Raw genomic sequence first — 15,841 nt, 5'->3', positions numbered from 1 at the left:
TCCTCCGGGGACTCCGCCACGCGCCCGCCCGCCCGCCCCCGGGTTCGCCTCGCGCGACCAGCGCCGGGTCAGAACAGCGAGAGCTGCCGCCGCGCGCCCGTCATCTCATCGAAATCGGCCCCGCCCAGCCACCGCAGCACCGAGTCCGCGATCGGCTTGAGCTGCTGCGACACGTAATGATCGTAGTCCGGCGGCGCCGTCGTCTGGCCCGCCGGCTCCGGGCCAGCGCGCGTGATCACATAGGCCACGATCCGCCCCGCGTCCCCGCCCAGCTTGCGGGCCGCCTTCACGTGCGGCGGCGTCGTCTTCGTGTAAGCGCCGAGCGGCTTCCTCAGCGCCTTCTTGTACACGAGCTCCGCGTCGAACCGCCCCGCGCGGAGCTCCGTCACGAAGCTCCGCACGAAGCCCTCGACCGGGCGATCGTGGAAGACCAGGTCGAGCAGCTCCCGCTGGAAGCGCCGCGCGACCGCGCTCGCGTCCCGCCGGACCGCCTCGAGCCCGACGATCTCGAGCTTGTCGCCGCCCTCCCCGGCGACGAGGCCGGCATAGCGCTTCTTGCTGCCCTGCGCGGCGCCGCGCAGCTCGGGCAGGAGGAAGCGCGCATAGACCTTCTCGAACTCGAGCTCCAGCCGGCTCTCGCAGCCGAACGTCCTCGCGATCTCGGCGGCGACCGACCCGGAGATGGCGTCGCGGAGCTCCTCGGCCCGGGCGACGGCGCGCGCCGTGTCCGGCTCGCCGATGTCGACGAAGAGAGAGTCGGTGTCTCCGTAAAGCACCCGGTGCCCGGCCCTCCGCACCGCCTCGGCCGTGAGCCTGATGACGTGCTGCCCGGCGCCCGTGATGGCGTTCGCGACCTCGGGGGAGAACAGGCGCGACGCGGGAGAGCCGAGCACGCCGAAGAGCGAGTTCATGAGGATCTTGATGGCCATCGCACCCCGCTCGTCGCCCGCCCGCCGCGCCTCGGCCCGCTCGTCCCAGAGGCGCGCGACGAGCTCGGGCAAGATGCCCGGCTCGCCGCGCCGGAAGGCCGCGCCGCCCGGCGTCACGATGAGCGCCTCGGGCGGCCCGGCGCCCCCGGCGACGAACGTCAGCGGGTCGATGTTGAACGTGCGAATGAGGCTCGGATAGAGGCTCTTGTAATCGTACACCACGATGTTGCGGTAGAGCCCCGGGAGCGAATCGAGCACCAGGCCGCCGGCGATCTCCGCCCCTCCCTCCGGCCCCTCCCTCGATACCGAGGGCGCGACCTTGCCGCGGGCGCGGAGCGCGGGCAGGTAGAGCGAGTCGATCGCGGCGATCTGCGCCCCCACGCGGTCGAGCTGCATGCCGGTGAGCAGGCTCCTCCGCACCGAGAGCTCGATGAGCCCCGTCTTCTCGAGCAGATCCCGGACGAGGCGCGCGTCCTCGAGGTTGTACTCCGCGAGCCGCGCCGGGTCGTCGCGGTACGACGCCTCGATCTGCTCGCCCCGGTCGTCTGGCCCGAACAGCTTGCCGCGCCCGAGGATCGTCCGAGCGGCGGTCTCCAGGCGGTAATCGTCGAGCCGCAGGAAGGCGCCGCGGAGGAGCGCGAGGCCGTCGAGCACCACCCGCCCCGACAGGACGGCGCGCGCCTCGCGCGAGAAGCCCGGATCGCGCAGGATCGCGATCTCGTCATCGCCCCTCCCGAGCGCGCACAGGAGCCCGGCGCGCCGGCAATAGCGCTGGAGCGCGGGCAGATCGAAATCCGGGATGTTCCAGCCGGTGAGGACGTCGGGGTCCGCCTGCGCGACGAGATCGAGGAAGCGCTCGAGGAGCGTCCGCTCGTCAGGGAAGCGCTCGACGAAGGCGGGGAGCCCGCCGGGCACCGGCGCGTCGCGGACGAGGAGGCAGCGCTCGCCGCCCGCGCCCGCCACGGCAATCGCATAGAGGTGCTCGCCGTCGAGGCTCGTCTCGATATCGAGCGAGAGCACGCGGAGGCGGGGGACGAAGCTCGCGGGGACGAGCGTGGGATTGCGGTACACGCGCCCGACGCCCGGGTGGAGCTCGAAAGGCCCGGAGACGGCGAACGCCCCGCGGATGCCGCGATCGATGAGAAAGCGGTAGGGAAAGCGCACGTCCGCCTCGAGGGCGTCGGCGCCGGCCTCGGCCAGCCTGTCGCGCAGCGCCGCGACGTCCCGCGGGAGCGCGGCCTCGACGCGCAGGACCGGCTCTCCGTCGAGCGTCTCGAGCGCCTGCGGAGAGACGCGGCGATCCGCGAGCCGCCGCGCGACGTCCTCGTCGCGGGCGCGCACGAAGAAGTAGGGCCTGAACCTGTCCTCGATGACGAGCGCCGGCGCGCCGTCCTCCATCACCGCGTGGAGATGGATCTCCGGGCACCCGGCGACGACCCGGGTCGTGGGCGTGAGGATGAAGCCGCGGTCAGGCATGTGCGAATTCGCGGAGGCCCCCCGGGCGAGCTCTTCGCCAGCGCGCGAGGCGGCCCGGGGGCCGCGCCACGCTGCACTTGACCACCGGGACCGGCGCCCCGCAAGCCCCTCTCGCCCCGGGCGAAGGGGATTTCCCGGAGGAGCGCGATTGCCGAGGGAGCCGGGCCTCCGCCGGAGAGGGCGCCTTTCGAGGAGGCGAGCGCCTTTGTAGGGTTGCACGCTCGATTCAACGGGGAATGGCGAGCCCTCTTGGCTTGACGTGGAATCCCGAGACGCGGCGCGGACGACTCCCCGGGTGTGCGGCGATCGCCCCGCGAGCGCGCCCGCGCGCAGCGCCGTGAGCAGGGCAGTCCCTCAGATTACGTCGAGAGCGGGTCCGCCGCTTGCTTGGCGTTCGAGACGTCGTGAGCCGCGGGCATCCACGGATCGGCCGGTGAAGCGCGCCGCGGAAATCCAGGAAGGGAATCCACCATGATGCGCCATCATTTCAAGCATCGCGTCGCCGTGATCGCCGCGCTCGCCGCGAGCGTCATCGGCAGCTCCGCGCACGCGGGTGGGCGAGGCGGTTACGTCCATCAGGGCGCGCAGATCTCCCAGCTGCAGCAGCGGCTGGAGGAGGTGAGCCCGCGGTCCGAGGAGACACAGGTGTCGGACGGCGCCCTCGCCAAGGTGATCTCCGCGGTCAACGAGGTTGAGATCTCCCTTGCGATGATCGCCCGCAAACAGGCGCGGTCGCGCGAGGTGAAGGATTTCGCCAGGGAGATGCTCGAGGCCCACACCCAGGGGGAGATCCGCCTGAGCGCGCTCCTCCGGCGTCTCCGGATCAAGGCGGAGCCGACGCGGGCGAGCGCGATGATCGCCGGGCACTCGTCCATCATCGCGGCGTACCTCCAGAAGCAGCCGGCCGAGAAATTCGACCAGACGTACATAACCATCCAGGTGAGGATGCATGCCCATGCCGTGCGGATGCTGGACGAGCAGGCCATCCCGAGGGTGAAGAACCAGGCGCTGAAGCAGGAGATCCAGCGCATTCGCGACGAGGCGGCGAGCCACCTGAAGCGGGCGCAGGCCATCCAGGCGACGCTGGCGAAGGGGCAGGAGCGCTAGCTCTCGCGGTCGGGGGCGGCGGCCTCGCCCAGGGTCAGGGGGCGAACACCGCGCGCACGCACGCCTCCGCGCGCGCCTCGAAGAGGCGGTATCCGCGCGGCCCGTCGTCGAGGCACATCCGGTGCGTCAGGAGGTACGACGGATCGATGTCGCCGCGCTGGATGTGATCGAGCAGCCGCGGGATGTACCGCTGTCCGTGCTGCTGGCCGGTCCTGACGATGAGCGCCTTGTTCATGAGCGCGCCGAGCGGGATCTTGTCGGCGAACCCGGAATAGACGCCCACGATGGACACCGTGCCGCCCTTGCGGCAGGCCAGCATCGCCTCGCGCAGCACGAGCGGGCGGTCGCTCTGCATCCGGAACGCCTGCTTCACCCGATCGACCGCGTGCTGCAGGCCCGTCCCGTCGGCTTCCATGCCCACCGCGTCGATGCAGGCGTCGGGGCCGCGCCCGCCCGTCATCTCGCGGAGCGCCTCCTGGACGTCGACCTCGGCGTAGTCGAGGGCGTCGGCGCCCCCGTGCGCCTTCGCCATCGCCAGGCGGTCCGCGATCCGGTCGATCGCGATGACGCGCTCGGCGCCGAGGAGATAGGCGCTCTTGATCGCCATCTGACCGACGCCCCCGCACCCCCAGACGGCGACGACCTGGCCCGGGCGGATGTCGCAGAGCTCGGCCGCCATGTAGCCCGTCGAGAGCGCGTCGGAGGCGAACAGGGCGCTCTCGTCCCGCACCCCGTCGGGGACCTTGAACGCGCCGTGATCCGCGAACGGCACGCGCACGTACTCGGCGTGGCTCCCCGCGAAGCCCCCGAAAGCATGCGAGTAGCCGAAGATCGCGGCTGTCGTGTCCCCGAACACCCTGTCCGTCACCACGTGATGAGGATTCGAGTTCTCGCAGAGCGACCACAGCTCGCGCTGGCAATACGCGCACCGCCCACACCCGATGATGGACGACACGACGACGCGATCGCCCCGCTGAACCCGCTTCACCTCCGCGCCGGTCTCCACGACCTCGCCGAGGAACTCGTGCCCGAGGATGTCGCCCTGCTTCATCGTCGGGACGTACCCGTGGAGCAGGTGCAGATCCGAGCCGCAGACCGACGACAGGGAGACGCGGACGATGGCGTCGTGCGGGCTGATGAGCTTCGGCTCGGGCACCGACTCCACGACGATGTCATCCACCCCATTCCAGCAGATCGCGCGCATGGTCACTCCCTCTCACGGTCTGCCCGGCCGGACGGCTGCCCCGCCGTCGTCGGGATCTCGCCGATCTCGATCCATTGCCTCAGACGCCGCAGCTCGCCCCGCAGCTGCCGTCTGGGCAGCTCCGCCAGCAGCTCGCCCGCCGCGCGCGCGAGCCGCCCCCGCGGCCGCGCGCCCGGCAGCACCACCTTGATCTCCGTGCCCCTGTCGCCCGGCGCGGTCGCGAGCGAGACGACGCCTGCCGGCGTGCGCTCCGGGCCACCCGCGCCGGCCGCCCGGATCGTCGAGGCTTGCCTCTTCGCGCCGGCCTCCACGCGCCCGATGCTCGGCAGGAGGCGCCGCACGCCCGCCGCGTCCTGCAGCGCGTGCAGGACCGCCGCCCGCGCGCGGCTCACCGTGACGCTGCTCACGACCCGCGGGGCGCGGGCCCCGAGCGCCCGGAGCGCCGCCGCCGCGATCTCGACCCCGAGCGCCGGCCGCTCCTCGGACAGCCCGGCGACCCGCTCGTAGATGCGGTATGCCGCCGTCTCCAGCCGGCTCAGGAGCAGCCCCGCGATTCCCCTCCTCCCCGGCAGCCGCGCGCAGCTCCCGCGCTGCGCCGCCGCGCTCTGCCGCTCTCCCAGCGGGGCTCTCTCCTGCTCCGTCGGGGGCGCGCCTTCGCCGCCGCTCCGCTCCCGGTCCGCGCTCTGCGCGCCCCTCTGCGCCGCGGCGCGCGCTCGCCGGCCAGCCTTCGCCCGTGCCATCTCTCCTCCTTCGAGCCTCGCCGAGAGAGCCCGCGAAGGCGCCTTGCAAGCAGGCGGCCACCCGCGCTGATCCAGGCGCTCACGTCTCAACGACGTTCCGAACATGCCACCGCCGTTGCGAGCGGCCCCAACAAGGACATTCGCGCGAGCCTCGCCTCCAGGGCGAACGACGGCGAGCGAAGGCGAGCGAAGACAAAGATGGATTGCAGCGAGGAAAGAAGAAGGTTGCAGGGGCTGAACTTCCAGGCGATACTCGCCGCGCCAGGACGCTCCTCGATTCAATTGACGTCCGGCCCAGAGCGAGCACTGATTAGCATAACGTAGATACGGAGATACGAACGTATGAAGACTAGAATTTCCCTGCGTGCTTTTAACTTGGCGGTCTGTGGACTGGCTGTCGCGGCGTTCGCGGCGTGCGGTGGCGACGACGGCGGCGGGAGCGGGGGCGCTGGCGGCGCCGGCAGCGCCGGCAGCACGACCTCCGCGGGCACCGTGGACCCGTCGACCACGACGGCGAGCACGGGGACCACCGATCCCGCCACGACCTCGACGGCCGCGAGCACCTCGGCGTCGACGGGCGCGGGCGCTGGCCCCCAGACGATCGAGATGATCGATGACATGGAGGACAACGACAACGCCATCCTGGCCGAGGGCGGGCGGGTCGGTTACTGGTACACCTTCAATGACGCGACGGAGGGGGCCACGCAGACCCCGCCGCCCGATCCGGAGGGGACCGGGGAAGAGCCGTTCACGATGACGGCGCTCGATCCGGCGCGCGGGCAGAGCACGTACGCGGCGCGCTCGTGGGGGACGGGCTTCACGGAGTGGGGCGCTGGCTTCGGCTTCGATCTGAACAGCCCCGAGGGGGTCAAGGCCTCCTATGACGCCTCGGCGTACACCGGAATCACCTTCTGGGCGAAGCTCGGCCCCGGCTCCGGCACGAGCGCGACCGTCATGATCTCGGACCCGGGGACGGATCCTGCCGGCGGTGCCTGTTCGGACAAGTGCGACGCGTGGCAGAAGACGTTCCCCGCCACCGAGGAGTGGCAGCAGTTCACCATTCCCTTCGCGGACCTGAAGCAGGGCGGCTGGGGCGATCCGGCGGGCACCGAGCAGATCGACGCGGCGAAGCTCTACTCGCTCCAGTTCCAGATCGGCAAGGCACCCGAGTTCGACCTCTACATCGACGACCTCGGCTTCTACAACTGAGCGCCCTCGCCCGGGCCGCCCCGGGAGCCCCCGCGCAGGGGGCTCTCAACCACTCATCTTCCCCCCCGGCGCTTCCCAGGGAACATGCGTGACGCGCGACACGCGACACGCGACACGCGACGCGCGGCGACCTGCGCGCCTGGATCCTCTGCGCGCTTCCAACAAAGTGCTTGCATCGCAGGCCCCTCCCAGGCGAACGTGGCCGCGCGCTGACGCCCCTTGTGCCCAGGACAATGCCTCTCCTCGAGCTCGCATCGATCACGAAGCAGTTCCCCGGGGTGAAAGCCCTCGATGGCGTCTCGTTCGACCTCCAGGAAGGCGAGATTCACGCCCTCTGCGGCGAGAACGGCGCGGGTAAGAGCACCCTCATCAAGACCCTGTGCGGCTACTACCCCGCAGGCACCTACGGCGGCGAGATCCGCTTGAACGGCGGCGTCGTGCAGTTCAGCAGCATGCGCAGCGCCGAGGAGCACCGCATCGCGCTGATCGCGCAGGAGCTCGCGCTCGTGCCCGATCTCACCGTCGCCGAGAACCTCGTGCTCGGGCGGGAGCCCGTCCGCGGTGGGCTCATCGACTGGGACGCGGTGCGGGCCCTGGCGCGGGAGGCGCTCGCGCGCGTCGGGCTCGACATCGATCCCGAGCGCCCGATCAAGGACCTGGGCATCGGCCAGCAGCAGATGGTCGAGATCGCGAAGGCGCTGCTCAAGGACGCGAAGATCCTCGTCCTCGACGAGCCCACGGCGGCGCTCACCGAGTCCGGCGTGAAGACGTTGCTCGGCCTGCTCCGCGATCTGCGCGCCCGCGGCGTCTCCTGCATCTACATCAGCCACCGGCTCGAGGAGGTCTTCGAGATCGCCGACCGCATCACGGTCCTCCGTGACGGGAAGTCGATCACGACCCAGCCGCGGACCGCGCTCTCGCCCGACAACGTCATCTCGTACATGGTCGGCCGCGAGGTGACGAACCTCTACCCCTGCCCCCCGCCGCCGGAGGGCCCCGTCGCGATGTCGGTCCAGGGCTGGTCGGTCGAGGACGCCGGGCACCCCGGGCGGTTCGTGCTGCGCGACGTGAGCTTCGAGGTGCGCGCCGGCGAGGTGCTGGGTATCGGCGGACTCATGGGCGCCGGCCGCACCGCGCTCCTCTCGACGATCTTTGGTGCTGCAACGAGCCGCGTCACCGGCGCGATCTCGGTCCGAGGCGGGCCCGCGACGCCGCCGTACAGGGCGCCCGAGCAGGCGATCGACGCGGGCATCGCGCTCGTCAGCGAGGATCGCAAGCGCTACGGCCTCGTGCTCGAGGCGACCCTCCTCGACAACATCACGCTCGCGACCCTGCGGCGGTTCGTGAAGGGGCTCTTCCTCGATCACGCCGATCGGGAGGTCAGGGCGGTCGAGCAGATGAAGGCGCTCAGGACCAAGGCGTCTGGGCCGCTCGCGCTCGCGAACCAGCTCTCGGGCGGCAACCAGCAGAAGATCGTGATCGGCAAATGGCTGATGACGGGGCCCCGGGTGCTGCTGCTCGACGAGCCGACCCGGGGAATCGACGTCGGGGCGAAGGCGGAGATCTACCAGCTCATCCACAAGCTCGCTTCGGATGGGCTCGCCGTGGTGCTCGTGTCCTCCGATCTGCCGGAGCTGCTCGGCATGAGCCACCGTGTGCTGGTGCTCAACCAGGGCAGACCGACGGCCTGCCTCGACCGGAAGGACGCGACCGCGGAGCGCGTGATGGCTGCTGCAACGAGGAAGGTGACGGAATGAGCGAGGCCAAGCTTCGCGTGCGTATCCCCTGGCGCGCCCTCTCGATGGTGGGCTCGCTCATCGCGATCTGGATTGCCTTCTCCATCACGACCGATGGGACGTTCGTGACGCCGCGCAACCTGACGCTCCTCGCGCGGCAGATGTCGGTGACCTCGATCCTGGCCATCGGCATGGTGATGGTCATCGTCGCGGGGCAGATCGATCTCTCGGTGGGCGCGCTCGCCGGTCTGCTCGGCGCCTCATCGGCGATGATCTACGTGAGCCTCGGCTGGCCGCTGCCGGCCGCCTTCATCCTGCCGCTCCTGCTCGGGGCCGTCCTTGGCTTCGTGCAAGGGACCCTCGTGGCGCGGCTGCGGATTCCCCCCTTCATCGTCACGCTCGGCGGGATGCTCATCTTCCAGGGCTCCATCCTCGGCTTGACAGGCGGTGTGTCCATCTCGCCGGCGCGTCCTTACCTGTTCGTGGGCCAGGCGTACGTGCCGCACACCCTCGGCTGGGCGGGCGCTGGCATCCTCTGCGTCGGGCTGCTGTACAAGGCGGCGCGCGCGACCGGCACGGCGCGCTACCCGTGGATCGGGCTCGCCGTGTTCTCCCTCGCGTTCGCCGCCCTGATGAACTCCTACGAGGGTGTCCCGTTCCCCGTGCTGGTCGTGCTCGTGCTCGCGACCGTGTTCACGGTGCTCGCGAAGCACACGACGTTCGGGCGGCACCTCTACGCGATTGGCGGCAACCGAGAGGCGGCCTTCTACTCCGGCATCAGCATCGATCGTCACCTCATCGCCGTGTTCACGCTGATGGGCGTGATGGCGGGCATCGCGGGCGTGGTGCTCACCGCCCGCGTCGGCTCTGCGACCTCGGACGCCGGCCGGATGATGGAGCTCGACGCGATCGCGGCCGCCGTGATCGGCGGCACGTCGCTCCTCGGCGGGCAGGGCACCATCTGGGGCGCGTTGCTCGGCGCGCTCGTCATGGCCTCGCTCGACAACGGCATGAGCCTGATGAACACCGAGAGCTTCTGGCAGCCGATCATCAAGGGCATCATCCTCATCCTGGCCGTCGGCATCGACATGGCCAGCCGCAAGACCAGAAGTCACTGAGCGACAGCTCACCCGCTAGCGTCGCGATGACCGAGGTCGTCCTCGCGTTGCGGTTGCGCGAACACGTAGGCCCCGGGGGAGGGGGTCCGCCGCGCGGCGCGGGGGATGGGCCGATGTTTGAGCCTGAGACGATGATCCTCCGGCGAAGCCGGAGGATCATCGTCTCAGGCGAGTTCGGCGGGGCCCCCGCGCCGCGCGGCGGACCCCCTCTCCCGGGGCCGGGCAGCCCGGCGAGATCTCACTGCGGCTGGACCGCCCCGAGCTCGGCGATCTCCTGCTCGAGCTGCTCCCACTCCGCCATGAGCGCGTCGATGCGCGGGCCGAGCGCCTCGTCCTCGGCCTGGAGCGCCGCGATCTCGGCCTGTCCAGTGCGCTCGAAGAAGCCGTCGCTGCAGTAGAGGTCGTGGATCGCCTTCTTCCGCGCCTCGGCCGCCTCGATGGACGCGAGCACCTTGTCGCGCCGCGCGGGCAGCTCCTTCTGCCGGTTGCGACGCCGCTTCTGCTCCTCCCAGGAGCCGCCCGCCTCCGCAGGCGCGGCCGCCTTCTGGTGCTCGCGCTTCGCCTTCAGCACCACCGTGTCGGCGTCGAGGTGATCGTCGCCGCAGCCGGCCAGGTACTCCTCGTACGTGCCGGGGAAATCGCGCGGCCCGCTCGGCGTGACCTCGAGGATGCGCGTCGCCAGCTCGGAGACGAAGTAGCGATCGTGCGAGACGAAGAGCACCGTCCCCTCGAACGCCTTGAGCCCCTCGACGAGCCCCTGGATCGCCTCGAGGTCGAGGTGGTTGGTCGGCTCGTCGAGCACGAGCACGTTGGGCCGCTCGACGATGATGCGGCAGAAGATGAGCCGCGCCGCCTCGCCGCCGGAGAGCGAGCCGACGCTCTTCTCGACGTCGTCGCCCGAGAACAGCGCCCTGCCGAGCTGGCCGCGGACGTAGCTCGGCGACTCGTCGGGGCACGCCTCCCACAGGAAGGAGAGCGGCGTCATCGACCCGTCGACGAGCAGCTCGCGGTGATCCTGGGCGAAGTAGCCGACGCGGGCCTCGTGCCCCCACGACGCGCCGCCGGCGTCCGCCGCGAGCCGGCCCACGAGGATCTTGAGCAGGGTCGATTTGCCTAGCCCGTTCGGCCCGATCACCGCGACCCGCTCGCCCCGCCGCACTGACAGCGAGACGTCGCGCAGCACCTGCTTCGCGCCATACGACTTCGAGATCCCCTTCGCCTCGAGCACGTCGCGCCCGCTCGGCCTCTGGATCGCGAACCGGAACAGCGGCGAACGCCGCGACGTGTCGGCGAGCTCCTCGACCTCGATCTTCTCGATCTGCTTGAGCCGGCTCTGCGCCTGGCGCGCCTTGGTCGCCTTCGCGCCGAACCGCTCCACGAACGCGCGCTTGTCCGCGATGATCTTCTCGGCGCGGGCGATCTCGGCCTGCTTGCGCTCGCGGATCGCCCGCTTCTCGACGACGAAGGCGGCGTAGTTGCCCGTGTAGAGCGTGATGGTCTCGTAGTCGACGTCGAGGATGTGCGTGGCGACGTTGTCGAGGAAGCGCTGGTCGTGGGAGATGACGACCGCGCAGCCCTTGTAGCCGGCCAGGAACCTCTCGAGCCAGCGGATGGAGAGGATGTCGAGGTGGTTCGTGGGCTCGTCGAGCAGCAGCACGTCCGCGCCGCCGAGGAGCACCTGCGCGAGCAGCACGCGCAGCTTGAAGCCGCCCGAGAGCGTGGAGAGCGGCCTCCGGTGCGCCTCCACGGGGATGCCGAGCCCCTCGAGGACGGCGCTCGCGCGCGCCTCCAGCGTGTAGCCGTCGTGGGCGCGGATGCGATCCTCCAGGTCCGCCACCCGGCCGGCGTCGCCGCCGTCCTCCGCGAGGCGGCGCGACTCGACGAGCGCCTCCCACACGACGCGATCGCCCATCATCGCGAGATCCAGGATGATCTGGTCGTCGCTGAGGAACCGGTCCTGCCGGAGCACACCCACGCGGGCTTCCTTCGGGATGCTGACGCTCCCGTCGCTCGCGGGCTCGTCGCCCGCCACGATCTTCAGGAAGGTGGTCTTCCCCGAGCCGTTCGCGCCCACCAGGCCGTAGCGGGATCCGGGGTTCAGCTTGAGCGAGACGCCCTCGAAGAGGGTCCGATCACCGAATGATTTCGAGAGGTTCGAGGTTCCGAGCATGGCGCTGTGGGGGCTTGGGTCGCGGCGCGCGGGGCGCGGGGTGCGGCGCGCCGGTGCGGCGCGCCGGTGCGGCGCGCCGGTGCGGCGCGCCGTCAGCGGCGCGGCGGGGCGCACAGGCATAGCACCGCGCCCCGGGCGGGAGCCGGTGATCGTGCGTCAGCGCGCGCCAGCGCGGCGCGCGACGCCGGCGTGGCGCGCGTCCGGCTGGCGGGGAGGCCCGCCGGCCGGACGCCGGCGCGTCAGTTGATCTCCGGGCACAGGATCTTGTCCGAGGCCGCGTCCTTGTTGTTTCCGTCGTTGCACTCGTCGATCGCGCCGTCCGGGTCGACGACGGCGTAGATCAGGATCGACAGGTTCGACGGGAACTTCTCGATGGTGGCGGTGAGGTTCACGCTCGCCCCGGGCGCGATCGGCCCCGGGATGACCTCCTCGTGGAGCACCGTCCCACCCTGACCGGGATCGCCCGCGTAGTACCGGATCCGCACGTCGCTGGCCGGCGCGGAGCCGGCGTTGGTGACGGTCGTCGGGACGTCGACCTGCTTCACGGCGCACTTCGTGGTGTTCACCCGGCCGACCTCGATCTGGAGGTCCGGGCGCGCGCTGCCGGCGTCGAGGGGCGCGGTGAGCGCGTTGTTGTCCTCGTGGCACTCGCGCTCGATGGCGTCCTCGTCCACGACCGCGCGCACGCGGGCGGGCAGCGTCCCCTGCGCGTTGTGCGCGGCGCTGTAGCTCACCGTCAGGAGCAGCGAGCTGTGCGGCTCGATGCTGCTCTGGAGGACGAACTGCAGCGGGGCGAGATCCTCACCGTAGAGCGGCTCATCAACGTCCGGCGTGTCCCACTCGCCGTAGAATTTGATGGCGACGCCGGGGCCCACGCGGAGATCGCCGAGGTTCTCGACGCGCACGGTGATCGCGACCTCGTCGGTGAGCTCGCCGCAGGTCGCGTCCGGGGACGAGACCTGGATGCCGCTCAGCGCGAGATCCGGCGCGACGCCGTACGACCGCGGGTTCGAGCGGTAGGTGTTGTAGACGCGGCCGCCGTACGGCTTCCAGCTCTCGGGCTCCTTCAGGGGGATGCCGCCGCTCTCGAGCACGTTCGTCACGTGGTAGCTGTGCTGGTTCCAGATGCGGCGCGCCGAGACCCAGAGGTCGTTCTGCGCGCCCCAGACCTCGAGGCCGTTGTTGTAGTCGGTGCCTTGCGAGCAATGGGTCGATTCGTTCGAGGTGCCGAACACGATCTCCGCGTTGCCGTCGTTGTCGACGTCCGCGACGATCGGGTACTCGGATCGGGTGCGGCTCGGCGAGGGCACCTTGAACAGGACGTCGGCCGTCACGCCGTCGTAGATGCGGAAGTAGCACTCGTCGTTGTAGATGACCTCGGCGGCGCCGTCGCCGTTGAAGTCGAACACGCTCGACCCGGTGGTGCGGCTCGAGTCGTCCTCGGTCAAGCGCTGCCAGCCGTTGTGGTAGCAGACGCAGGTGCCCCGCTGCTGGTTGCACGTCGCCGCGCCCGGGGCGCCGCATTCCTCGTCCGTGGTGCACGGCTTCCCGTTCGGGGTCCGCTCCGGGTTGCCCTGCAATCCCGTGCCCGCGTCGGTGAACGCGTTGGGCCACGCCGGGCACTCGGCCGTCGGCGCCTGGAGATCGAACATCATGTAGCGGAGGCCGAACGCCGTGCCGACCTCGGGGAAGCCGTCGCCGTCGAAGTCGTCCACGTTCGGGGCGCCGCCGTCGAACGTGGTGCCCTCGGCCGTCATCACCTGGCGGCGCTTGATGGTGCCGTCCTGCCCGTTGAGCACGAAGAAGTACCCGTTGTTGAACAGGATCACCTCCGGGCGCTGATCGAGCGGGTTGTTCGGCCCGGGCGCGGCGTCCTGGTTCGCTCCGAGGACGTCGGCCACGGCGCAGAGGCCGTCGCGCTGCGCGTTCGGGATCCCGGCCGTGCCGTTGACGGCCTGCCCGTCCCAGAGCTCGAGGAGCTTCCCCTCGCAGAACGCCGTCGCGTCCTTGTCGGCGTAGGGCGGCGCGCACCCGGCCCTGCTCGTCACGCCGGGCGGCGGGCGGGGCAGAATATAGGCGGTGCTGCCCGCGACGATCTCCAGCCGGGGGTCGTCGTCGAGGTTCGCGACGCACGCGATGGGCCCGAGCCGGTTCTGCTGGTTCGTCGGAGACCCCTGTATCCCTTGAGCCTTGTCGCCCTTGAAGTGGTCGACGATGGAGAGCTCGCGGGTCGCCTCGTCGACGCGCAACGTGAACACGTTCGGCCCGACCACGATCTCCGGGAGCCCCTGTCCGTCGATGTTGGCGAGCGCGGGCGACGGCTCGTTGTAGCCCGTCCAGATCTCGTTCACGAGGACCCTGGTCTCGCCTGTGTTGCTGAAGATCTGGAGCCCTGTCTTCGTCACCTCCGTGGCCCCAGACCCCGTCACGACGGCGGTGATCGCGACGATCTCGGGGACGCCGTCGCCGTCGAGATCGCCGACGGCCAGCCCGGAGGTCGGCATCAGCGTCGCGTCGGCGCAGGCGTAGGGCGCGTCGATGGGGTCGCCCTCGTGCCAGACCTGCGCGCCGAGCACCGCGAAGTAGTTCTCTCCCTTGCGGGGCCCGCCGCCGTGGATCGCCCGGAGGACGCCCTGCTTGCCGAAATTCGAGCCGCAGAACGTCGTGAAGATGATCTCGGGGAAGTCGAGCTCGTTGATGAGCCCGTCGCCGTTGTCGTCGTCGAGGTTGGCGACGAGCGGCGTCATGACGGTCTGCGCCGAGGTCTTGAACGGGCTGTTGGCGGCGTCGGAGTTGGCGCGGTTCTCCCCTCCCCACTGGATCTCGTTCTGCGGCAGGGCGCCCGCGAACGGCTCCGGCGGCAAGAGGCACGTCGGCGCGGCGCCCGTGCCGGAGCAGGAGCCGACCTCGCAGGAGGCGTAGGTCGGGCAGTCCCAGTCGTCCTCGCAGGGGCAGCTGGCGGTCCCGGCGCCGTCGTCGGTGCACTTGCTCTCGAAGTACGCCGATCCGCCGCACGTGAAGAGCTCGCTCGTGGTGCTGCCGTTCGACACGCACAGCCGGAGGCTGTCTCCGTCGCACGTCCGCTCGCCGGCCGTGCAGGCATCGACGACGCAGATGGTGCCGTTGCAGAACTGGTTGAAGGCGCACTGGAGGTCGCTCTGGCAGGCGATATCGACGCAGCGCGCGCCTGCGTCCGGGGGCGTCTCGCACACCTCGGTCGCGTCGCAGGTGAGGTCGTCGCACGTGTTGTCGACGCAGGTGCCTTGTCCGTCCTCCTCCTCGCAGTGCTGGTCCGCCCGGCAGCTCACGCCCTCACAGCCACTCTCGCCGCCTGCGCCGCCCGAGGCGGCCATCGACCCGACGAACCCGCCGCCTTCGCTCGAGCTGCTGCTCGTACCGCCGTCGCCCCCGCCGCCATCGCCGGGCGGCGTGACGACATTCGGATCACCGCCGCAGGCCGCTGCAGCGAGCAAAAACCAAGGAAGGGCGCGGGGAAGCAACTGCCGGGGGCACGTGGGCATGAGGCGATTGTACGAGCGCGCTGTCGGCATGGAAGCGCGTTCGCGCGCGGGATCGTGCGGCAAGTGGGAGCTCTGCCCACGATGGCCACGATGGACGTCGCGCGCGGCAGGGGGGCAGCAGCGCGATGGAATGGGCGCGCGGACCGCCGCGGAGGCCGTGGGGACGGCCGTGCCGGGGAGGGGCCGGGCTCAGCGGGCGCGCGGGAACGACGGTTCGACTTGGCGGCGCCGGGGTCGCTGCCCTGTCACGATCCGGCCCAGAGCACCGTGGCGCCGTAGCGAGTGAGCAGCTCGTCCACTGTGACGAGCGCTGCGCCTTCGCAAAGCGCCTGTGCCACGAGGAGGCGATCGAAGGGATCTCGGTGATGGTACGGCAAGGCCGCGGACGAGATCGCGTGACGCGAGGTCACGGGGAGCTCGATCGCTTCGAGAGCGGCGATGACCCGCGGGACAAGGAGCTCCGGCCTTTCGGGGAGCGGGAGCTTGCCGATAGCGTGCTTGACCGCGATCTCCCAGGCGCTTGCGGCGGAGATCAGGAGGGTGTTGTGAGGATCCTCGATGGCCTGCCGGGCCGTGGGGCGATGCGCTCCGGCGTGAGCGCAGCCCAGAGCCACACATGGGTGTCAAGGAG

At 70.8% G+C, this 15,841-nt stretch carries 10 protein-coding genes; 4 read left to right on the top strand and 6 right to left on the bottom strand.

Annotated features, from left to right (window positions below; all coding sequences use genetic code 11):
• Positions 1-68: 68 nt before the first annotated feature.
• Positions 69-2,405: a DNA polymerase II gene (locus WMF12_RS29135; RefSeq protein ID WP_437850660.1), complete on the bottom strand. Its 2,337-nt coding sequence runs from the start codon at positions 2,403-2,405 to the stop codon at positions 69-71.
• A 471-nt stretch (positions 2,406-2,876) separates the two neighbouring features.
• Between WMF12_RS29135 and WMF12_RS29130 the strand changes: the two genes are divergently transcribed.
• Complete coding sequence (locus tag WMF12_RS29130; RefSeq protein WP_437850658.1) at positions 2,877-3,512, top strand: DUF4142 domain-containing protein; 636 nt, start codon at positions 2,877-2,879, stop codon at positions 3,510-3,512.
• 34 nt (positions 3,513-3,546) lie between these two features.
• Here the strand turns inward: WMF12_RS29130 and WMF12_RS29125 are convergent, their stop codons facing one another.
• Positions 3,547-4,716: a zinc-dependent alcohol dehydrogenase gene (locus tag WMF12_RS29125; protein WP_437850656.1), complete on the bottom strand. Its 1,170-nt coding sequence runs from the start codon at positions 4,714-4,716 to the stop codon at positions 3,547-3,549.
• 2 nt (positions 4,717-4,718) lie between these two features.
• Positions 4,719-5,456, bottom strand: coding sequence for a hypothetical protein (locus WMF12_RS29120; RefSeq protein WP_437739951.1), 738 nt, complete (start codon positions 5,454-5,456; stop codon positions 4,719-4,721).
• Between the two features lie 375 nt (positions 5,457-5,831).
• On the opposite strand from WMF12_RS29120, the gene WMF12_RS29115 reads away from it, so the two are divergent.
• The 3 genes from WMF12_RS29115 (at position 5,832) to WMF12_RS29105 (ending at position 9,519) form a co-directional block, all read left to right on the top strand.
• Positions 5,832-6,665 (top strand): CIA30 family protein, encoded by an 834-nt coding sequence (locus WMF12_RS29115; protein WP_437850654.1) that lies wholly within the window; start codon positions 5,832-5,834, stop codon positions 6,663-6,665.
• Positions 6,666-6,898: 233 nt separating this feature from the next.
• Positions 6,899-8,422: a sugar ABC transporter ATP-binding protein gene (locus WMF12_RS29110; RefSeq protein WP_437850652.1), complete on the top strand. Its 1,524-nt coding sequence runs from the start codon at positions 6,899-6,901 to the stop codon at positions 8,420-8,422.
• On the top strand, positions 8,419-9,519 hold the full coding sequence (locus WMF12_RS29105) for a sugar ABC transporter permease (protein ID WP_437850650.1): 1,101 nt from the start codon (positions 8,419-8,421) through the stop codon (positions 9,517-9,519). The genes WMF12_RS29110 and WMF12_RS29105 overlap by 4 nt, the downstream gene beginning before the upstream one ends.
• Before the next feature lie 238 nt (positions 9,520-9,757).
• Here WMF12_RS29105 and WMF12_RS29100 read toward each other — a convergent pair whose 3' ends face one another.
• From WMF12_RS29100 to WMF12_RS29090, 3 genes are all read right to left on the bottom strand, one after another.
• Positions 9,758-11,689 (bottom strand): ABC-F family ATP-binding cassette domain-containing protein, encoded by a 1,932-nt coding sequence (locus tag WMF12_RS29100; RefSeq protein ID WP_437850648.1) that lies wholly within the window; start codon positions 11,687-11,689, stop codon positions 9,758-9,760.
• A gap of 239 nt (positions 11,690-11,928) precedes the next feature.
• On the bottom strand, positions 11,929-15,210 hold the full coding sequence (locus WMF12_RS29095) for a CARDB domain-containing protein (protein WP_437850646.1): 3,282 nt from the start codon (positions 15,208-15,210) through the stop codon (positions 11,929-11,931).
• Positions 15,211-15,455: 245 nt separating this feature from the next.
• A complete protein-coding gene (locus tag WMF12_RS29090) occupies positions 15,456-15,824 on the bottom strand; it encodes a type II toxin-antitoxin system VapC family toxin (RefSeq protein ID WP_437850644.1) in 369 nt (122 codons plus the stop codon).
• Positions 15,825-15,841 lie beyond the last annotated feature (17 nt).

The sequence above is a fragment of the Sorangium sp. So ce363 genome, assembly GCF_051520435.1.
In the GTDB taxonomy this organism is placed as follows: domain Bacteria; phylum Myxococcota_A; class Polyangia; order Polyangiales; family Polyangiaceae; genus Sorangium; species Sorangium cellulosum_B.
The sequence above is the reverse complement of the archived record's forward strand: the minus strand, read 5'-3'. Positions and strand labels throughout refer to the sequence as shown.